Here is an 18,699-nt window from a genome sequence, read left to right on the forward strand (position 1 = left end):
ACTGATGGGCGTCGAGGTCAGGACCGAGGGTGTAACTAAATCCTTCGGTTCCCAGCGAATTTGGCAGGACGTGTCGATCACGCTCCCTTCGGGTGAGGTCAGTGCGTTGCTCGGCCCTTCGGGTACGGGTAAGTCGGTGTTCCTGAAGTCGCTCATCGGTCTGCTGCGGCCCGAGCGCGGGTCCATCTTCATCGATGGCACCGACATCATGACCTGCTCCAACAAGGAGCTCTACGAGATCCGCAAACTGTTCGGCGTCCTTTTCCAGGACGGTGCGCTGTTCGGCTCGATGAATTTGTACGACAACATCGCTTTCCCGCTTCGTGAGCACACGAAGAAGACGGAATCCGAGATCCGCCGCGTGGTCATGGAGAAGCTCGAGCTGACCGGTCTGCTCGGCGCCGAGGGCAAGCTGCCCGGCGAGATCTCCGGCGGTATGCGCAAGCGCGCCGGGCTGGCCCGCGCGCTGGTCCTCGACCCGCAGATCATCCTCGTCGACGAGCCCGACTCGGGCCTGGACCCGGTGCGTACCTCGTACCTGGCGCAGCTGCTGCTCAACATCAACGCGCAGATCGACGCCACGATCCTGATCGTGACGCACAACATCAACCTGGCCCGCACCGTGCCGGACAACATCGGCATGCTCTTCCGCCGTCAGCTGGTGATGTTCGGCCCCCGTGAGGTGCTGCTCACCAGCGAGGAGCCGGTGGTCAAGCAGTTCCTCAACGGCCGCATGATCGGCCCGATCGGTATGTCGGAGGAGAAGGACGAGGCGCAGATGGCGCGCGAGCAGGCCCTCGTCGACGCCGGTCACCACCACGGTGGCGCCGAGGAGATCGACGGCATCATCCCGCAGATGAAGGCCGAGCCCGGCATGCCGGCCCGCCAGGCCGTGTTCCGCCGTCAGGCGCGCGTGCGCGAGATCATCCACACGCTGCCGCACGCGGCGCAGGTGGCGATCCGCGAATCGCTGGATTCCTCCGACGACACTCAGGTGATGGCGAACTACGCCGGCAGCGGCCAGCCCACCGAAACGCTCGAGACGGTTCCGCACGGCTAGATCAATGGCTGAGCGAGTTTCCGCGCACGGACGAGCCCTGGAAACGCCGTGCGAGTGGAATGTGGCGACTTTCCATTGCGAGTCCGGTCGGGGTCTTTTTCGCTTTAGTGAAATGGTGCTAATTTGCGACTCAGATAGACGGTCTATACAGAGGCGCAGAAGAGCCTGAGCGTAATTCTAGTTCGAATCCGCGAGAGCCCATCCGACGTTATGATCGATCTGTCGATTCCGGTTACGGGTCGTGTTGTGAGGCGGGAGAGACGAGTGCAGTGGTCCAGCTTCTTTTCGGTGAATGTGCAGTCATTGCCCGAGATGGTCGATGACTTCGCCGAGCACTGGTGGATCTACTCCACGATGCCGCTGATCGCGGCATTGATCGGCTACGGTACCAAGATCGTCGCCATCAAGATGATGTTTCGGCCGCACAAGTTCATCGGTTTCGGTGCGTTCGGGTGGCAAGGCATCGTTCCGAAACGAGCGCCGGAGATGGTCGAGGTCCTCTGTTCTACCCTTACCGGACGTTTGATCTCCGCCCAGGAGATCATCGACCGAGTCGACGGTGCCGAACTCGCGGCTCTGATCGAGCGGCCGTTACGCATCGAGGTTGCTCGCATCATCAAAGGCGTCGCTGCCGACTATCAGCCGGCTGCATGGAATCTACTGCCGGCGCCCGCACGGGACCTGGTAGTCGAACAAGCGCAGCGGGCCGCACTCGACGCGGTTGTTGCGCTGACCGAATCTTTGACCGACCATATCGACGAGGTCTTCGACCTGCAGACGATGGTCACCAGAGAATTTCTCTCCGACCCCGACACGCTGGAAAAGATGTTCTTGGAAGTGGGTCGGCGTGAGTTTGCGTTCATCCGGCGCAGTGGCCTGGTGTTCGGCTTCGCGATCGGCCTGGTACAAGTCATGGTGTGGCTGATCTTCCGTAGCCCGGTGATGATGCCTCTGTTCGGCCTGTTCACGGGTTGGTTCACCGATTGGGCTGCGCTGCGGTTGATCTTCAACCCGAAAGAGCCGAAAAAGTACCTCGGTGTCATCAAATGGCATGGCTTGTTCCTCAAGAACCGTATTCCGGTGTCTCAGGAGTACGCCGTTCTGATCGCGAGTCGCGTACTCACCGCTGACCGACTGGTGCGAGGCTTGTTCAACGGGCCACATCAGCGCGAGCTTGTCGGTTTGGTGGCCACGGTCGTAGAAGACGCGGTGCGCACTGAGCTTGGTGACCTCGACAGATTTGTTGCGACTCAGGTGAACGAGTTGCAAATCCTCGGCGATTTGGGGTTCGGCAAACTCGGAATCGGCAAGTTGCTGGGCGCGGCGGCTCGTCCGGTGAGCGCCCCATTGCGCGCCATCACCGGCGTCGGCCTTGATGCGATGCAGATCGCGCCGATGTCTCATGCTGCGGCCACCGAGCTGGTAGAGGCTTTGCCGAAGCTGCTCGATGGTCCAGCCGAAGAGTATCTTGACCGCGCTCTGGGGATTCGCGAGCTGATGGTCGAGAAGATGGTCGCGATGACGCCCGAGGAGTTCGAGGGAGTGCTGCGGCCCGCGTTCCAAGCAGACGAGAGGACCCTCATCCTCGTCGGGGCAGTCCTCGGCTTCCTCGTGGGCGACCTGCAGGTAGTCGTCATGGAGAACCTGGTCCATTAGCTATGCCCTGTGTCACAACGCGTTGCGTAATTATGACGCGATGCGTAAACTCGGTTTTACGCAATCGCGAATCATTCACTCAAGGAGCGAACCACCATGGCAACCAATTCCACCAAGTCCGGTAGTGAAGGGTCCTCGGAGAAGGTCGAGAACACCCAGGCGCACCTCACCAGCTTCCTCTCGTCGGTGGTCGATTCGACAAAGGGCTTGGTCGACGACCTGCTCGACACGGCCGGCCGGGTCGAGAAGGATGCGCGCAATCGTGTCGAGACGGCGCGCGAGAAGGTCACCCCCGGTGACGAGGACATCGAATCGCTGCGCAAGCACGTGCGTAGCCTGACCGAGCAGGTCGAGGAACTCGCCCGTATTCGCAAGTAGGCCCGTAGCCTGAATCGCGCCACGCCCGAGCGGAGGATATGACATCTCCGCCGGGCGATGGCTCGTTGAGGCGCCGTTTACGCACGACTATGCTTTGTGTAAACGGTGCGGCGAGGGAGTGGTGTATGTCTAAAGGAGATCATCTGGGTGATGCCGGGAGCGGCAAGTACCTGATCAAACGGTATTCGAATCGAAAGCTCTACGACACGGTTCGAGGTAAGTTCACCACCCTGGATCAAGTCGCAGAGCTGGTGGAGGGTGGCGTCGAAGTTGTGGTACTCGACCACGACACGGGCGTCGATCGCACTGAGGAAGTGCTCGCGCAGGTACTGAGTCGGCAGGCGCGGAGTGCACCGGGAGGCAGGTCAAATCTTCTCGCGGACTTGCTACGCACTTCAACGGGCGTTGCGAAGTCGCTGTTGGATGGTGTGTCGGCCCTCGACGTGAATCCTGAAGCCGGTGAGGCCTCGGCATCGTCAACCTCCGGCAAGAGCGGTGCTGACCGCGCCGGGTCCTCGTCCGTCGCTGACGTTGACAGCGATGCAGGCGCGAAAGCTGATGGATCCGCGGGGCATGTGGAGCGGCAAGAAGCCGAGATACGAGAACTGCGCGACCAGGTGTCACAACTGACCCAGGCAGTCGCGGCACTTCTCGACCAGAACGCAAACAAGAGCGGCGATCACTGAACTTCCCCGGTTCTCCGGGACCTCTCTTCGCGGGCACCGGATCTGTATCCGGTCGGCGAGGCTCAAGACACTGCTAGTCGAGATGCATTGATTGAATACATCAGGATGAAGTTTGTTGAAATTCAGACATTCTTGGCCAAGGATGTACGATGGCCGGGTGGCTGAGACGGTGAGTTTCCAGGCTGAGATGCGGCAACTCCTGCGGGAGCGATCACTCGATGTGGCGCGCCGGATTGTGTGCTCCGATGGGTGGTCTGCGGTGAAGATATCGAGCATTGCCAAGGAGGTCGGGATCAATCGTCCGGCACTCTATAAGGAGTTCGGGTCGAAACAGGCGTTCGGGGAAGCGCTGGTCGCCCGCGAAGCCGATGTGTTCCTGGCGGGTGTCGTCGATGGTCTTCGCGCGCATGCAGACGATGCGGTGGCGGGCATGGTCCAGGCCGCCGAGTTCGCTCTGCAGTTCGGCTCGGATAACGCGCTGCTCAAGGCAATTCTCATCGAACGCGAGGGGCAGGACGGCGGATTACTCCCGTTTCTGGTGGCGGATCCCGAGACGGTGCTCGCCCGCGCCGTGAGCGTGATCGATGCTGTGGTGCGTGAACAGTACTCGGCAGAGGTAGTCGGTGACTCGGTACGGGAAGACTCCGTCGAAGTCCTGGTCCGGCTGACCCTCAGTCACCTTTACCAGCCGCGAGGCTCGATCGAAGATGCGGTCGGGCAGATTCGTCGCGTGATCACCAGCTTGCTGTATGCACAGCCGGACCCCGGGCAGTCGGTTCGTTGATGCCCGGTCTGTGGCAGATCATGGCCGGCTGTCGCGGACCTGCCTGAGTTTCTTCACCACTGCTTCGGCCACCACTTTGGCGCTCTTCGGATTCTGGCCGGTAATCAGATTCCCATCCTCGACCAGATGGGGCCTGAAAGGAACCAGACCCTTGCTGTACGCGGCGTCGCGCTTCTTCAGCTCCTCTTCCAGGTCGAACGGAACAGCCTGATCTCGCTTCGCGACCTTCTCCTCCGGCCATGAAAATCCGGTGAGCGCCTTGCCTTTCACCAGGAGCTCGCCCGAGGGCAGCCGCACATCGAGCAACCCACTCGGGCCGTGACACACCGCTGAGACAACCTTCCCGGATTCATAGAACCGGGCGATCAGGTCAGCGAGCGCGGGGCAGTCGGTGAAGTCGAACATCACCCCGTGCCCGCCCGTCAGATAGATCGCATCGTAGGAGGCGCTGTCGACATCGGACACGTTCCGCGTCGTGTCCAGGAGGTTCATGAAGTCCCTGTCTTCATATCGTTTGGCGACTTTGCCCTTCAATCCGACGGCATCGCCGAGCTCTGTGAAGAGCAGGCTCTCTGGATCGAGCGGGACCTTGCCGCCCGAGGGGCTGGCGATGTCCAGCAGGTAGCCCGCCTCTTCCGCGACGTCCCAGAAGTGCGTCAGCTCGCTGAGCCACAGCCCGGTTCGGAAGCCGACTTTCTCGAACTGGTCGGCATTGGTAACGATGATCAGAATCTTGTTTGTGGCCATCAGTTCTCCGCATCGTTATGCCCTGATACGTCAGGGAGCTATCGCATCGCTTCACTGCTATACCCAGAAGGCTGCAAGTGACACGGGAGCTCGACGGGACCGTGGGCATCAATCTCCACCGGCAGGCCAGGTGTGATCCGCCTAGGGCGGGATCGGGCGGCACAGCGTGGAACAGATAGTGGTGCCCGTCGAGCACCGTGACCTGTTGGATCGACGGATTGCTGATCGCGTCGTAGTGCGCGGATTCCCATTCCGGATCCGCCGTGCAATCCCAAAGTCCTGAGGGCGGAACGGGTCTCGTTGACGATGGCGTCGCTGGTGCGAGGCGCATCGGTGCCGTCGCTGAGGCCAAGGCCGAGGTTTTCGACGATTGCGAATGTCTCGCGGAAGCAGTGGTGGTCCTGTCCCACACCGCGGCCGTAGAAGACGAAAAGGCAGTGACAGCAAGAGTATTCAAAGACCGAGCAAGTGCTTTCTGCACGGCGCGTGTCATCCTGGATTATTGCGGGTTCGTTCAAGGCGCGGCGGTTCGCGGTGGGTGTGGCCGCCCCGTAGGGTGAAGTTGCTTCACCTCGCGGGGCCACCATCACCTATCCGTCTGACCGGTATTTTCGCCGGAAACGGGTACAGGACATGGTTTCCCGTCGCGGCGTCAGCAGCCGCAAAGGGTCACCGAACGATCACTGGAGGTTGCATGCCCGAACGCCCGGCTCTCGATCTGTTCGACGCTCTACATTCCACCCCCGCACGGCGCTACCTCGAGCCGGACCCGATTGACGAGTCGGTGCTGTGGGATCTGCTCGATGCTGCGATCAGAGGCCCGTCCGGCGGTAACTCGCAGGGCTGGGGCTGGGTGGTCGTGACCGATCCGCAAGTCAAGCAAACCATCGCGGACTGGTACCGAGATGGCTGGGAACGTGTCTACGGGAACGCAGTTCCTACCGCCCAGTCCGCCGATTCCGGGCTGACAGCGTCGGTGCACGGTAGCGCGGAGTACCTGGCGGCACATTTGCAAGAAGCCCCGGTCTTCGTCTTTCCGGTCTTGACCGAGGTATCCGAGTCCCCGCTGGCGGGTGCCTCGATCTATGGCGCGGTGCAGCACCTCATGCTGGCGGCCCGAGCGTATGGGATCGGCTCGACGTTGACCTCGCTGCACGCCTTCCACGAGAGCGAAGTCGCGGCGCTTCTCGGGTTGCCGGAGAACGCGCGGACGATGGCGCTGATCCCGCTGGGCTATCCCGCGCGTGGGCGCTGGTCGGAACCGAAGCGTAAGCCTGTGCAGGAAGTAACCCATTGGGGTCGGTGGGGGCAACATCGTGAGCGACCCGATGACGCAGGTGGTTCGTAGCAGCAGGCGAGGCTACCGGCCGAGCACTTGGTTCGATCCGGATCCAGCGGGATCCTGGCTCCCTGACTCCCAATGCGCCATGGTTCGCGAGAACCAGCCGGCGAGAGTGACCAGTATTGCGACGAGCAGTGTCACGACGATGTAGGCGGGGAGCCAGAATGCTGTCGCGGCCGCGACAGCGAGCACGGTTGCGCCGACCAGCCGGGGGAGCCAGCCGACACCTATGTCGCGATGGAAGTAGATCGCATGTGACAGCAGGTAGATCGCGGGACCGGCGAACATGAGGATCCCCGCGATGCCCGATCGAGGATCGTGGACATGGGCGAGCAGTATCTCGATGCCCGCGGCGAACATCACGAGACCGGTGACGACGCCGTAGGTGATGTTGATGCCGATGTGCACGGACCTGATCGGGTCTTCGTCGTCGGATATACGCTCCTCCACGAGCTGTTCGGCCCGTCCGAAGTAGACCACCCACAGGCAGACCAGGGCGATGAAGCAGCCCAGTGCCAGCAAGAGCGTGAGTTCGTCGGAGTGGTGTTCGGAGATCGAACGTCCCAGGGTCATCACGGTCTCGCCGAGCAGGATGATCAGAAACAATCGCACCCGTTCGAGCATGTGCGCGGAGTCGAAGGGTCGCCGTTGGGTATTCATCGATACGCCCGGTATCGGGTGCGCGGTCCACACGCCGATCAGGTCGACGAATGCGGCCACGGCCCACCACCAGAGGCGGGAGTCGGGATCGAGCGTCGAGCCGACCACCCAGGCAGGTGCGGAGACCGCGAACCAGGTCAGCACGTGGCGGAAGTGTCGGCGAAGTAGCGCGGTAGGGGCGGTCGCTGCCGCGTAAACGCTGGGGCCGGTCAAGGCGATCAGCATCGGAACGACGAACAGCCAGGGGCTGTCGCCGAACGCGTTTGCGATGCCCGCGTTCATGAACAGCCCCAGTGCCATCACCGAGATCACGATTGCCCGGGTCGCGGAGCGTGCGATGTCGAGCATGGTGACCTCGAATGTGGTGAATGCCCAGACACCGGACACCGCGATCGCCATCACCAGCGTCTCGGTGGCACCGCGCCAGGTCAGATGTGCCACGAGATGGTGCGTCAGCTGACTGATGGCCAGCACGAACACCAGGTCGAAGAACAGCTCGAGCGGTGACACCTGACGATGGCGGCCCTGCGGCATACCGATCTTCATGATCTCCTCGCCGGGGTCTACTCGGCGGTGCGATGTTGCTCGAGGATGACCTGGCTGGCCTTTTCGCTGATCATGTAGACCGCGGACGCGATGAAGAATCCTGGGATATCGGGAAACACCGACGCGTCCACGACGCGCAGTCGTGATACTCCGCGCACACGGAAGTCCTTGTCCAGCACCGCCTGCGGGTCGGAGTCGGTTCCGATCTTCGCGGTCCCGCACGCGTGGTGGCCCCACGCTTGCTCGCGGACGAAGGTGGCCAGATCGGCACGTTCGGCAACGTCGCGGCCGGGGATGAGTTCACCGGTCACCGCGGTCTGGACGTGGTCGACGATGTCGCGGGCGATCTCGATGCCGTCGATGACACCGTTCACATCGTCCTCGTAGCCCGCCGAACCCTCCTCGAAGTACCGGAAACCGATGTCGGGGACGTCTCTGGGGTCGGGGGAGCGCAGCGTGACCGATCCGGCCCGGTTGTTGGTGTGGGCTTTGAGTACCAGCACCGATAGGCGGTTGTGGTGGCGGACGGAGTCGCGCGAATAGCCGGGGTAGTAGCCGTGGAAGTCGATCGGGAGCGCGAAGACGATCAGGTCCGAGTCTGCCTTGGCGACACTGGATTTGGCGATGATGGCCGCGAGGGAACCGTTGGTGGTGTAGGGGCCGTCGCGTTGATCGCGCCATTCGGCGAACAGCGCGTCACCCGCGTCGAGGTCGTCGGGAACGTCCAGCGGTGAATCGTTGAAGATCGGGTAGTCGTGATCGAGTTCGCTGACCACCGATACCTCGTATCGGTCGTGGAGGTTGCGCCCCACCCCTGGCGCGTCGACGAGCACGTCGATGCCGTGTCGCTCGAGTTCGGCGCGTGGACCGATTCCGGAGAGCTTCAGCAGTTGTGGGGTGTTGTACGCGCCACCGGAAAGGATCACTTCCTTGCGTGCTCTCGCGATCCGCGGTGAGGTCGGCGTCGGTTGCTGCGGCCGATCGTGCCCGGGTGCTGTTTGGTCTGCCGGGGCGGATGCCCGGTAGAGGCGGTGCCCGTCGAGGTACTCCACGCCGACCGCGCGGGACTTGTCGAAGACGACCTTCGTCGCCAGGGCGTTGAGCCGGATCGTCAGCTTATCGGGCACCTGTGCCGCCACATCCTGCAATCGCTCGCGGCTGCCGTTGCGATGACCGTCTGCCACTGCCACGGGAATGAACGCCATGCCCTGGTAGTCGGGCGGGGTGTCAGCAGCATTCGGGTCCCGGGGGAGGGAAACCTCCTCGGCGATGCCGTACCGATCCCGGCTGGTCTGCTCGATGGCGCCGATGATGTCGAGGAACATCGGCTCCCGGCCACCGACAGCAGGATTTGCCCGGGTGGTGCTGAGCCAACCGTCGCGTCCGTGTCCGGCCTTCTGGTCGCGTTGAGTCTCGGTGTCGCTCGGCAGCGGCTTGGCGTCGACGCCGCGCCAGGCTTCGAGCCGCCGGAACAGCTCACGCATCGGGCCCGCACCCCAGGACGGGTCGCCGGTCAGCTCGGCCAGGTGGTCCCAATCGCTGGGGTGCGGGTAGATCGTGACCAGTGCGCTGATGGCGGTGCTGCCACCGAGGGTGCTGCCGCGGGGGTAGAGGACACCGCCGCGGCCGCCGACGTACTTGTCGTCGTTGGTTTGCACCTCGTCGTTGTCCCAGTGCCGGACGAAGAAGTCCCAGCGCATGTCAGCGTCTTCGCTGGCGTAGCCCTGCATGATCGGGATCGAGTAGTACGGGCAGTGGTGGTCGTCGCCGGCTTCCAACAAGAGCACTGAGTGCCCGGCCAGCGCCAGATTGGCGGCGAGCGGTCCGCCGCCGGCACCGGAGCCGACGATCACGAAGTCGTAATCCTCATCCTGGTCGTCAGCTGAACCAGTGGTTGGTGTACTCATGAGCGCCTTCCTCGTCGAGGGTCGGTCACCGGTCGATGCTGGCGCTGAGGGCCTGATGGCGTCGAGCATCGTCGAGCACGGAGCGGGCCTTGTGGTCGATGGCGTACAGCGCGTCCTTGCCGAGGTAGAGCCGGGTCGGTGGCTGCTGCATCTGGCTCAAGGTGATCAACGCTTGTGCGACCAAACGCGGATCGCCGCCTTGCTGATGATTCAGCTCAGCGTAGCGGTGCAATGCTGTGCGCACGATGGCGTATTCGGCGATCTCTTCGGCGGGTTGGCGTGAGGAGCTCGAATCGAGGAAGTCGGTGCGCACACCACCGGGACAGACCGCGGTGGCGTGGATTCCCAGCGGGGCGGTTTCGGCAGCGAGAGCTTCGGTGAGCATCAGCACCGCGGCTTTGGTGGCGCTGTACAGCCCCGTGGCGGGGCCGGTGACATCAGCCGAAATCGAGGCGATGTTGATGACGTGCCCGCTACCCTGGCGCCGCATGTGTGGCAGGACCTGCTGGGTCACTTCGAGCAGGCCGAACACGTTGACGTCGAAGTTCTGCCGGATCTCGTCACGGTTGAACTCTTCGACGGCACCGAGCATCGAGTAGCCGGCGTTGTTGACCAGAACGTCGATCCGACCGAAGGCCTCGACTGCTGTGGACACTGCCCGGGATATGTCGGCCGGGTCGGTCAGCGACATCGACACCGCGAGGAAGCGATCCTCGGGTGCGCCGATCTGCGACCGTAATCGGTCGGCGTCACGCGAGGTCGCCACGAGCCGTGCGCCCGCGTCGAGCGCGGCACGCGCGGTCTCGAGTCCTATGCCCTTGGACGCGCCGGTGACGAACCACACCGGTTCTGAATTCGACATCAATATCTCCTGTTTCCGGTTACCGAACGCGGAGTTGGCAGGGAACCCGCGCCGCTGGGGGCCGGATGTTTGTCGGTTCCCAGCGGCGCGGTATCTGATGGTCGGGTTGCGCTACGCCGTTGTTCGGACTTCCTCGAGGAGGGCGTCGGCTGCGAGCTTGCCCAGTTCGTTCGAGGCGAGTGGGCTGTCGCCGGTGAGCAATTTGCGATCTCGGTGGGTCATGCCGGTCATCTTGTCGTTGAGGATCGTCAGTCCCTGCTTACTCAAGAGGTCAGCGACGAGCCACTGGAGGTGGCCCGGCAGGTAGCCGATGTCGAGGTTCGCGCCCAGGTCGAGTGCATCGGGGAACACACAGACCGAGTAGCCCTTGAACGGCGACTCCGTTTTACCCAGTGCGGCGGCAAGCAGTGCGGCCGGGCCGTGACACAGGGTGATGATGAACTTGTCGTTCGTCAGGGCCCAGTCCAGCGTCTGTTCCACTGCCTCGCTCGCCGGCAGGCCGGTGACCGCCCCGTGTCCACCGGGGATGAATACTGCGAGGTAATCGGAATCTGCCCCGAGATCGTCGGCGACCACTTCGGTGAGTTTCTTGGGTTGCTTCAGCTTCGGCTTCAGCGCCTCGTAGGTGCCCAAGACCGCCTCGTCCTCGCTCGGCATGGCCCACAATTCGAGCTTGACCGGGTTGCCACCGATGGTCGCGACATCGACCTCGAAACCGGCCTCGATGAGATGATGCAACGGGAGCAGCATCTCGACGGGATGGTTACCGGTGGAGAAGAATTTGCCGTTTTCCAGCAGAACGTAGCGTTCCTCGGTGGCGATCATCAGGATCTTCCATTTGCCACCGGTGTATTCGCCTTTGTGCTCCACACCATCGAAGTCCGTCTTCGGCGCGGTGTACTGACTCAGTGAGTACGGGGAGGGGAAGAACGCGTTGTCCTCGGCCTCATCCGGTGTCGGATTCTTGCTCAGAGTGCTTGTATCGGGCGACATCTCGTGAACCTACTTTCGTTGTTGGATCAGAGTTCTTCCTCGGCGGCCGGTCGGCCGCCGGGCGCGGTCGCGTCGCGCGCTTGGCGGGCAAGTCGGGATAGCACCGACCGAAACTGTGTTTGTTCGGTCGGTTCGAGAGCGGCCAGCACCGCATCTTCGGCCGCAGTGACCCGCGCCTGTAACCGCTCGAAAGTCTCGGCACCGAGCGGGGTGACCACCACTTTGCGTGCGCGGCGGTCGGCCTGATCAGGCCGGCGTTCCACCAGGCCTGCTTCGACCAGATCATCGATCACATAGGGCAGCACCGAGCGATCGATTCCCAAGTACTCCGCCATCTGCAGCTGATTGGGCAGGTCCTTGTACATCACGGTGTAGAGCAGCTGATACCCGCGCGCACCACGTGGCAGATCAGCGACACATGCCTGTACCTGCACCTGGTAGTGGCGCATCAACATCCCGATCGACCAGCCCAGATCACAGTCCACCTCGTCGTTGGAGCGATCTCCTGCGTTATTTCCTGCCATGCGACCGATAACTACTCTCAATCAGCATGCTCGACAACTCGGCTGCGGTATAGATGCAGGCCGTTTCGCTAACGCATCAATGGGCGACCCCTCGCTGACTCGACCTGGCGGGTGCCGGACCGGTCACGCTCGATACTGGGGGAGTCGTCGCGCCGAGCATGCGTTTGTCCAGGTCGGTGCCTCGTCAGGCTTCGGGGATGTTGATGCCGAAGTTCCCGCGGGTGACGTCCTCGGGTTCTGGACCGCCGCGGATCCCGGTGTCCAGGGCGTCGATCGCCGCGAGCTGATCGACGGTGAGCTCGAAATCGGCAATGTCGAGGTTCTCCGCGATGCGCGCGGGGGTGACCGACTTAGGGATCACCTGGCGTCCCTGCTGCACATGCCAGCGCAGCATGACCTGCGCAGGCGTTTTGGCATGCGCGGCCGCGATCTTGCCGATCACCGGGTCCTGCAGCGTCGAGCCCTTCGACCCGTCACGGTAGAAGGTGACGCCACCGATCGGCGACCACGCTTGGTTGAGGATGCCGTGCGCGGTGTCGTAGGCCAACAACTCGGACTGGCGGAAGTACGGGTGCACCTCGATCTGGTTGACCGCGGGCACTACCTCGGTTTCGCCCAGCAGTCGGTCGAGATGCTTCGGCATGAAGTTCGACACGCCGATCGCTCGGACCTTCCCGCCGGCGTAGAGCTTCTCCAGCGCCCGGTATGCCTCGATGGTCAGGCCGAACTCGCCCGGCAGAGCTTGGTGCAGGATCAGCAGGTCGAGCTGTTCGACGCCGAGCTTGCCGACGGCTTTGTCGAACGCGTGCAGCGTCTGGGCATGGCCGAAATCGGTTATCCAGACCTTGGTCTCCAGGAACACCTCCTCCCGGCCGAGGCCCGATCGTCGGACCGCCTCACCGACCTCGCGCTCGTTGCCGTAGGCGGCCCGCCGTGTCGATGTGGCGATAGCCGACCCGCAGCGCCTCCTGGACGGCCGCGATCGTGTCCTCCGGTGCGGCCTGGTAAACGCCGAACCCAACGGCAGGCATCACTACGTCGTTATTGAGTGTGAAATTCGGAATCGTCATCGGTTGTCAGGGACACGGTGCCGGTGTACGCCCGTCTCCCCGTCCTCCTTTCATCCAGTTGTGGAACCGAATTCTCCGAGCGCTCACTTCGTTCGTCCCGACCGTGGAAGTGGCCAGCGGGCTGTCGAAGGCCCAGGACGTCGCGGTTGCGCGTGGTTCGTTGTGCGATCACCTCGTCCGACGCGTAGGGCGTCTGATCCTTCGCCGCGGCCCTGCGGCCGCATCTCGTGCCCGCTGCAGGTGCGGCCGTGGACAATGTTCCGGTTTGCTGTACAGCAGCTTCGGCGATCGATCAACCCAGGTCACAGCCCCGTGGCTGGGGGCACCCAGGTCCGCTGCTTGCCGCAGCAACAACCCTACTCCAGATTGTATGTATCGCAACTCAGTTGTTGAACAAACTAATTTGGGGTTACGTGAAGTCGGTCTCCCTCCGCAGCTGCAGCAGGTCGATCACAGTGCTGGCGGCGTCGCTTTGCTTGAACTGCTCAGCCGAACAGTGGGAAGCGGCGACGACTGGACAGCCGGTTCATTCCGTCCTGGATCGAGGTTTCGACCTGCTGGTAGATCTTGTCGACGTAAACGGTGTCGTCCACGCGTGCCGGGTCGGTCGATACGTTGATCGGATCGAGGAACTCTGTGCGGATCTTCGCGGGTAGCGGGATGTGGGCCGGGAGAATCTCGATTGCCAGTGGGAAGGGGAAACCGGCAATGATCGGCATGGTCGCACCGCGCAGCCGCTTGCCAAGTCCGGTCCATCGTGCAAGGAAGCGCCCCTCCGAGAGGACGAACACGGTGTCGTGCCCGCCGACCGTGGCCACCGGAACGATCGGCACTCCCGACCGGATCGCCTGTCGGACAAATCCTTTCCGCCCGGCGAGGGTTGCCCTATCGCGTTTGCGCCAGTTCCTCATCGCGTCCTGTTCGCCACCGGGCCACACGACAACGTCGTGACCCGCATCCAACGCTGCAGTGACACCGTGGCGGGAAGCGGGGATGACGCCGGTCACCTTGAAGTAGTCGCCGAGGATCGGTGCGGCCATCAACACGTCATGCGCGGTGCCATGGAGGATGCGTTTTCCCTCGAAACGCCGGTTCCAGGCGTGCACCAATGTCCAGGCGTCCATCGTCAGTGAGCCACCGGAATGGACCCCGACGATCAGCGACGGTTCATCGGGAAGGCGGTCCCAACCGTCGATCTCGAGCCGGAAGTAGTGGTCGCACAACATGTCCCACACCGGTCTTTGAAACATTCGCATGAATGTCGGGTTCGGTCCGTCGGATGTCGTCGCCGCGGCCACCCTTCGGGCGATGAATCGCGAGATCGGGTCCCCGCCGCCCGGATCTGCGGGCGTCGCGTGCTGCGGGGGTGTGGGGTCCTTCGTTGTCATCTCGAACCTTCCTGAGTGGTGGTCTCCGCCAACAGGCCCCGCGCGAAAAGAGCTGGAGGTCTTCGGAAGTCACGTCCACGTAGACAGTCAGCACTTGCGTGTATCAATTGCATACATTTGTATCGTATTTGTCAATATCTGAACAAATAGCAACAAGATGTAATCTGCGATCCGTGTCGGAGTCGCAGGGATTTCACACCCGGGTGCTCTGTGCTCCGCGGCAGTACAGGACATCGCCCGCCAGGCGCTCGTCTTGCCGGGCAATACCGTCAGCAGCACCATGGTGTGTTCGCTGGCGTCGATTCGGGCATCCAGCACGCGTCGCAACTCTGGGTTGTCGGCGGAATCGGCTGGTGCTCAACGGAAAGCGGCGCAGATTTCGCGACCCGCACTCGAAAGGGGGTGCACGGGCTTCCCGGCCTCGGCGGCAGCGGGCAGCACCGGCCCCGGCTGTGCGGTCGGAAGATGATGCGCAAACTATTGCACCGCAGGCGATTCCCGTGTCGCGGGTGTTCCGACCGCGAACGGTAGCTGTTCGCTTCCGCGGCTGCTCAGGTGACCGCGGGGTTGTGGGCTTGCGCGTTCAGGCGGCCAGGAACACTCCGGACAGGACAGCGCCGATCTGCGCCACCGTGCGGTCGACACTGCTTGTCGGCTGGAACAGGTGACTCAGGGTCAGCCGAACCATGATCTCGACGATCGAGGTGAGCTCGTCGTCGGACAATTCGGTCAGCTGGTAGCGGTCGCGAACCGAGGTGGTGAGCGCGGCGACGGCGCGGCCGAGCACCGGCTCCGGGTCGCTCACCAGGGCGGGCAGCAGCGCTGTGTCGCCCCCGTGCCGGGCCGACAGGACGGCCTTGATCAGGGTGTTGTCGCCCGCGGTACGCAGGGTGTACTCGGCGGCGGCGGTGATCCCGGCGATCGGGTCCGTCGGGTGTTGAGCGAGTGTCTCGGCGATCCCGGTGAGGTAGATGCCGGTCTCACGCTCGATGAGCGCGTCCGCGAGCGCCTGTTTGGTGCCGATTTCCTTGTAGAGGACCGGCCTGCTGATGCCGACTTCCTTGGCCACCCGTGACATGTTGACCGCCCCCCACCCGTCGGTGACGACCATGGTTCGGGCGACGTCGAGCATGCGGTCGCGCAACAGCTGACGCATCTCGGATTGGAAGTTCGGCGATTCGGCCACTCGCTCATATTACATGTGCTAGTACGTTTGCTGCGTCATTGACAAGTTGCGGTGATGTGTATTTACTAACAACACGGTGAGCTCAGTTGTAACGAACTCGGCAATATCTGAGCTTGTGTCTCGGTGATCAGGAGAATGACGATGACGACATCTCGAAGTTACGAAGAGCCGGCCGCGGTCGCGCACTGGCGCGATCCCAAGCGCTACCTGTGGTTGTTCGGCCTGGTCGCCCCCAGTGCGGCGCTGCTGGCCACCGGTTTCGTCTGGGCGTTCAACCAGCTCGGCTGGCAGGCTGTCGCGCCTGTGTGGTGGTGGATCGGACCGATCCTGCTGTATGTCCTGCTGCCCACTCTCGACCGGTTCTTCGGGCCCGACGGCAACAATCCGCCCGAGGAGGTGATGGAGCAGCTGGAGAACGACAAGTACTACCGCTACTGCACCTACGCCTACATCCCACTGCAGCTGGTCAGCCTGGTATTCGCCTGCTACCTGTGGACCGCGGACAACCTGTCCTGGCTCGGCATCGACGGCGGACTCGGCCTGATCTCCAAGATCGGCCTGGCCTTCTCCATCGGCACGATGGGCGGCATCGGCATCAACACCGCGCACGAACTCGGCCACAAGAAGGACGAACTCGAGCGCTGGCTGTCGAAGATCACCCTCGCCCAGACCTTCTACGGGCATTTCTACATCGAGCACAACCGTGGCCACCACGTCCGTGTCGCGACACCAGAGGACCCGGCCAGTGCCCGGTTCGGCGAATCGTTCTGGAGCTTCTTGCCGCGCAGTGTCTGGGGCAGCCTGAAGTCCTCGTGGGAACTGGAAGCGACGCGCATGCGGCGCCTGGACAAGAGCCCGTTCTCGCTGCGCAACGACGTGCTCAACGCCTGGCTGATGTCGGTGGTGTTGTGGTTGGGGCTGGTCGCGGTGTTCGGTCCGTCGATCCTGCCGTTCCTAGTGATCCAGGCGGTCTTCGGTTTCTCGTTGCTGGAGACGGTGAACTACCTCGAGCACTACGGTCTGCTGCGACAGAAGACCGCTTCGGGACGGTACGAGCGCTGCACCCCCGAGCACAGCTGGAACTCCGATCACATCGTCACCAACATCTTCCTTTACCACCTGCAACGGCACAGCGACCACCACGCCAACCCCACCCGCCGCTACCAGACCCTGCGGCACATGGACGGTGCACCGGAGCTGCCCAGCGGGTACGCCAGCCTGATCGGCCTTGCCTATGTGACTCCGTTGTGGCGCAAGGTGATGGATCGCCGAGTTCTCGCGCACTACAACGGTGACATCACCCGGGTGAACATCCAGCCGAGCAAGCGCGCCAAGGTCCTGGCGCAGTACGGAGCGAACTGATGGCCGCCTACATCTGCCCCGTATGCGACTACGTCTACGACGAGCGCTTCGGCGCTCCCCGCGAGGGTTTCGCGCCGGGAACCGTGTGGACGGCGATTCCCGACGACTGGTGCTGCCCCGACTGTGGGGTCCGCGAGAAAGTCGATTTCGAGCTGAAAGAGGGTGCGTCGCAATGAACGACTTCAAAGTGTTCCAGTGCGTCCAATGCGGCTTCGAGTACGACGAGGCGCTCGGTTGGCCAGAGGATGGCATCGAACCCGGCACCCGCTGGGACGACATCCCAGACGACTGGTCGTGTCCCGATTGCGGTGCCGCCAAGGCCGATTTCGACATGCGCGAGGTGAGCCGCGGATGAGCGAGCGAATCGTCATCGTCGGCACCGGCGTGGCCGGTGCCACCGCGGCGCAGACCTTGCGCCGCGAGGGGTATACCGGCGAGATCGTGCTCGTCGGCGCGGAGCCCAACCTGCCGTATCGACGCCCCGCGGTGTCGAAGGAACTGCTCGCCGGCACTGCGTCTTTGGACCGGGCGATGCTGAAACCGATGAAGTTCTGGGCCGACAACAAGATCGACCTGCGCCCGGCGACGCGGGTTGAATTCATCGACATCGACCGTGCGACAGTGCGATTGAGCACGGGTGAGGAACTCGGCTACGACAGCGTGCTACTTGCCACCGGCGCCCGGGCGCGCGATATCGACACCGCGTCCACCCGGGCACACACCTTGCGGACGCTGTCCGATGTCGCGGCGCTGCAGTCAGCGATCGGCACCGGCGGTCCGCTGCTCATCATCGGCGGTGGGCTGATCGGCTGTGAAGTCGCCGCCACCGCCCGCGGACTCGGCGCCGAAGTGACGCTGTTGCACGCGGGCCCGGCCCTTCTCGACCGGGTGGTACCGGAGAGCGTGTCGGAATTGGTGCACCGCCTCCATCTCGAGCACGGAGTCAAGGTCGAAACCCGTTCCGCGACAACCCAGCTCGTCGATACCAACGACGGCGTCACCGCCACCACCGCGGACGGCCGGACCTGGACGGCCGCCGCCGCTCTGATCGCCATCGGCTCGATCCCCGACACTGCTCTCGCCGAAGCCGCCGGCCTGGTCATCAACGATGGCATTGTCATCGACGAGCAGTACCGAACCTCCGCGCCAGGAGTCTTCGCCGCAGGCGATGCCACCACCGAATTCAGTCCGTATCGCGGCGAATTCGACCGCGGCCAGCACTGGAACAGCGCCATGACCGCCGGTGCCGCAGCGGCCAAGGCAATCCTCGGCCACCCCGCTACCCCCGCCGAAATCCCCTGGGGCTGGACCGACCAGCACGGCGTCTCCCTGCAATTCGCAGGCTGGATCCACCCTCACGACGAACTGGTCATCGACGGCGACCTCGAATCCCGAGACTTCCTCGCGGTGGCCCTCCGCGACGGCCGCCCCGTCGGCGCCGTGGCAATGGCCAGGCCGCGGGAGCTCCGCGCGGTCAGGCCGATCATCGCTGCGGGTGAACCTTGGTCTGCAGCGCCCCCCTTCGACCTTCTCACCAGCCGGTAGTCG

18 protein-coding genes and 1 pseudogene are annotated in these 18,699 nt (G+C 63.3%); 10 read left to right on the forward strand and 9 right to left on the reverse strand.

Features of this window, described 5'->3' with window-relative positions; translation table 11 throughout:
- Positions 1-4 precede the first annotated feature (4 nt).
- From ACQHI0_RS06980 to ACQHI0_RS07000, 5 genes are all read left to right on the forward strand, one after another.
- Entirely contained in the window at positions 5-1,060 is a 1,056-nt protein-coding gene (locus tag ACQHI0_RS06980; protein WP_427907099.1) for an ABC transporter ATP-binding protein, read from the forward strand.
- Positions 1,061-1,324: 264 nt separating this feature from the next.
- A complete protein-coding gene (locus ACQHI0_RS06985; RefSeq protein WP_427907100.1) occupies positions 1,325-2,716 on the forward strand; it encodes a DUF445 domain-containing protein in 1,392 nt (463 codons plus the stop codon).
- Positions 2,717-2,812: 96 nt separating this feature from the next.
- Positions 2,813-3,094 carry a hypothetical protein gene (locus ACQHI0_RS06990; protein ID WP_427907101.1) on the forward strand — a complete coding sequence of 94 codons (282 nt, stop codon included), beginning with the start codon at positions 2,813-2,815 and terminating at the stop codon, positions 3,092-3,094.
- A gap of 125 nt (positions 3,095-3,219) precedes the next feature.
- Positions 3,220-3,780, forward strand: coding sequence for a polyhydroxyalkanoate synthesis regulator DNA-binding domain-containing protein (locus ACQHI0_RS06995; protein WP_427907102.1), 561 nt, complete (start codon positions 3,220-3,222; stop codon positions 3,778-3,780).
- 157 nt (positions 3,781-3,937) lie between these two features.
- Positions 3,938-4,564 carry a TetR family transcriptional regulator gene (locus tag ACQHI0_RS07000; RefSeq protein WP_427907103.1) on the forward strand — a complete coding sequence of 209 codons (627 nt, stop codon included), beginning with the start codon at positions 3,938-3,940 and terminating at the stop codon, positions 4,562-4,564.
- 18 nt (positions 4,565-4,582) lie between these two features.
- Here ACQHI0_RS07000 and ACQHI0_RS07005 read toward each other — a convergent pair whose 3' ends face one another.
- Positions 4,583-5,311 (reverse strand): type 1 glutamine amidotransferase domain-containing protein, encoded by a 729-nt coding sequence (locus ACQHI0_RS07005; protein WP_427907104.1) that lies wholly within the window; start codon positions 5,309-5,311, stop codon positions 4,583-4,585.
- A 694-nt stretch (positions 5,312-6,005) separates the two neighbouring features.
- Between ACQHI0_RS07005 and ACQHI0_RS07010 the strand changes: the two genes are divergently transcribed.
- The gene (locus ACQHI0_RS07010) at positions 6,006-6,659 is read left to right on the forward strand and encodes a nitroreductase family protein (protein ID WP_427907105.1); all 654 of its coding nucleotides are present in this window, start codon (positions 6,006-6,008) and stop codon (positions 6,657-6,659) included.
- A gap of 12 nt (positions 6,660-6,671) precedes the next feature.
- On the opposite strand, the gene ACQHI0_RS07015 is transcribed toward ACQHI0_RS07010, so the two are convergent.
- From ACQHI0_RS07015 to ACQHI0_RS07050, 8 genes and pseudogenes are all read right to left on the reverse strand, one after another.
- Positions 6,672-7,859: a low temperature requirement protein A gene (locus ACQHI0_RS07015; RefSeq protein WP_427907106.1), complete on the reverse strand. Its 1,188-nt coding sequence runs from the start codon at positions 7,857-7,859 to the stop codon at positions 6,672-6,674.
- Between the two features lie 17 nt (positions 7,860-7,876).
- Positions 7,877-9,766, reverse strand: coding sequence for a GMC family oxidoreductase (locus tag ACQHI0_RS07020; protein WP_427907107.1), 1,890 nt, complete (start codon positions 9,764-9,766; stop codon positions 7,877-7,879).
- A gap of 25 nt (positions 9,767-9,791) precedes the next feature.
- Positions 9,792-10,628, reverse strand: a complete 837-nt coding sequence (locus tag ACQHI0_RS07025) for an SDR family oxidoreductase (protein WP_427907108.1) — start codon at positions 10,626-10,628, stop codon at positions 9,792-9,794.
- Between the two features lie 111 nt (positions 10,629-10,739).
- On the reverse strand, positions 10,740-11,621 hold the full coding sequence (gene hchA, locus ACQHI0_RS07030; protein ID WP_427907109.1) for a glyoxalase III HchA: 882 nt from the start codon (positions 11,619-11,621) through the stop codon (positions 10,740-10,742).
- A 26-nt stretch (positions 11,622-11,647) separates the two neighbouring features.
- A complete protein-coding gene (locus tag ACQHI0_RS07035; RefSeq protein ID WP_427907110.1) occupies positions 11,648-12,145 on the reverse strand; it encodes a MarR family winged helix-turn-helix transcriptional regulator in 498 nt (165 codons plus the stop codon).
- A gap of 184 nt (positions 12,146-12,329) precedes the next feature.
- Positions 12,330-13,215 (reverse strand): annotated as a pseudogene (locus ACQHI0_RS07040) (aldo/keto reductase).
- Positions 13,216-13,700: 485 nt separating this feature from the next.
- The gene (locus ACQHI0_RS07045; protein ID WP_427907111.1) at positions 13,701-14,465 is read right to left on the reverse strand and encodes a lysophospholipid acyltransferase family protein; all 765 of its coding nucleotides are present in this window, start codon (positions 14,463-14,465) and stop codon (positions 13,701-13,703) included.
- A 721-nt stretch (positions 14,466-15,186) separates the two neighbouring features.
- Positions 15,187-15,789 carry a TetR family transcriptional regulator gene (locus ACQHI0_RS07050; protein WP_427907112.1) on the reverse strand — a complete coding sequence of 201 codons (603 nt, stop codon included), beginning with the start codon at positions 15,787-15,789 and terminating at the stop codon, positions 15,187-15,189.
- 141 nt (positions 15,790-15,930) lie between these two features.
- Here ACQHI0_RS07050 and ACQHI0_RS07055 point away from each other — a divergent pair, with 141 nt between their 5' ends.
- From ACQHI0_RS07055 to ACQHI0_RS07070, 4 genes are read left to right on the forward strand one after another with little or no spacing between them, the layout of a single operon-like run.
- Complete coding sequence (locus ACQHI0_RS07055; protein WP_427907113.1) at positions 15,931-17,151, forward strand: alkane 1-monooxygenase; 1,221 nt, start codon at positions 15,931-15,933, stop codon at positions 17,149-17,151.
- Positions 17,151-17,327, forward strand: a complete 177-nt coding sequence (locus ACQHI0_RS07060) for a rubredoxin (RefSeq protein WP_427907114.1) — start codon at positions 17,151-17,153, stop codon at positions 17,325-17,327. Before ACQHI0_RS07055 ends, ACQHI0_RS07060 begins: the two co-directional genes overlap by 1 nt.
- A complete protein-coding gene (locus ACQHI0_RS07065; protein WP_427907115.1) occupies positions 17,324-17,506 on the forward strand; it encodes a rubredoxin in 183 nt (60 codons plus the stop codon). The genes ACQHI0_RS07060 and ACQHI0_RS07065 overlap by 4 nt, the downstream gene beginning before the upstream one ends.
- The gene (locus tag ACQHI0_RS07070; RefSeq protein ID WP_427907116.1) at positions 17,503-18,696 is read left to right on the forward strand and encodes an NAD(P)/FAD-dependent oxidoreductase; all 1,194 of its coding nucleotides are present in this window, start codon (positions 17,503-17,505) and stop codon (positions 18,694-18,696) included. Before ACQHI0_RS07065 ends, ACQHI0_RS07070 begins: the two co-directional genes overlap by 4 nt.
- The last annotated feature ends 3 nt before the right edge of the window (positions 18,697-18,699 follow it).

Origin of the sequence: Nocardia sp. FBN12 (assembly GCF_050320175.1) — a bacterium.
In the GTDB taxonomy this organism is placed as follows: Bacteria; Actinomycetota; Actinomycetes; order Mycobacteriales; family Mycobacteriaceae; genus Nocardia.

What these genes read in the sequence shown, in the direction of transcription:
- ACQHI0_RS06980 (WP_427907099.1), top strand. Translation starts at nt 5, where the DNA reads ATGGGCGTCGAGGTCAGGACCGAGGGTGTAACTAAATCCTTCGGTTCC.
- ACQHI0_RS06990 (WP_427907101.1), top strand. Translation starts at nt 2,813, where the DNA reads ATGGCAACCAATTCCACCAAGTCCGGTAGTGAAGGGTCCTCGGAGAAG.
- ACQHI0_RS06995 (WP_427907102.1), top strand. Translation starts at nt 3,220, where the DNA reads ATGTCTAAAGGAGATCATCTGGGTGATGCCGGGAGCGGCAAGTACCTG.
- ACQHI0_RS07005 (WP_427907104.1), bottom strand. Translation starts at nt 5,311, where the DNA reads ATGGCCACAAACAAGATTCTGATCATCGTTACCAATGCCGACCAGTTC.
- ACQHI0_RS07010 (WP_427907105.1), top strand. Translation starts at nt 6,006, where the DNA reads ATGCCCGAACGCCCGGCTCTCGATCTGTTCGACGCTCTACATTCCACC.
- ACQHI0_RS07015 (WP_427907106.1), bottom strand. Translation starts at nt 7,859, where the DNA reads ATGAAGATCGGTATGCCGCAGGGCCGCCATCGTCAGGTGTCACCGCTC.
- ACQHI0_RS07020 (WP_427907107.1), bottom strand. Translation starts at nt 9,766, where the DNA reads ATGAGTACACCAACCACTGGTTCAGCTGACGACCAGGATGAGGATTAC.
- ACQHI0_RS07025 (WP_427907108.1), bottom strand. Translation starts at nt 10,628, where the DNA reads ATGTCGAATTCAGAACCGGTGTGGTTCGTCACCGGCGCGTCCAAGGGC.
- hchA (WP_427907109.1), bottom strand. Translation starts at nt 11,621, where the DNA reads ATGTCGCCCGATACAAGCACTCTGAGCAAGAATCCGACACCGGATGAG.
- ACQHI0_RS07035 (WP_427907110.1), bottom strand. Translation starts at nt 12,145, where the DNA reads ATGGCAGGAAATAACGCAGGAGATCGCTCCAACGACGAGGTGGACTGT.
- ACQHI0_RS07045 (WP_427907111.1), bottom strand. Translation starts at nt 14,465, where the DNA reads ATGTTTCAAAGACCGGTGTGGGACATGTTGTGCGACCACTACTTCCGG.
- ACQHI0_RS07055 (WP_427907113.1), top strand. Translation starts at nt 15,931, where the DNA reads ATGACGACATCTCGAAGTTACGAAGAGCCGGCCGCGGTCGCGCACTGG.
- ACQHI0_RS07060 (WP_427907114.1), top strand. Translation starts at nt 17,151, where the DNA reads ATGGCCGCCTACATCTGCCCCGTATGCGACTACGTCTACGACGAGCGC.
- ACQHI0_RS07065 (WP_427907115.1), top strand. Translation starts at nt 17,324, where the DNA reads ATGAACGACTTCAAAGTGTTCCAGTGCGTCCAATGCGGCTTCGAGTAC.
- ACQHI0_RS07070 (WP_427907116.1), top strand. Translation starts at nt 17,503, where the DNA reads ATGAGCGAGCGAATCGTCATCGTCGGCACCGGCGTGGCCGGTGCCACC.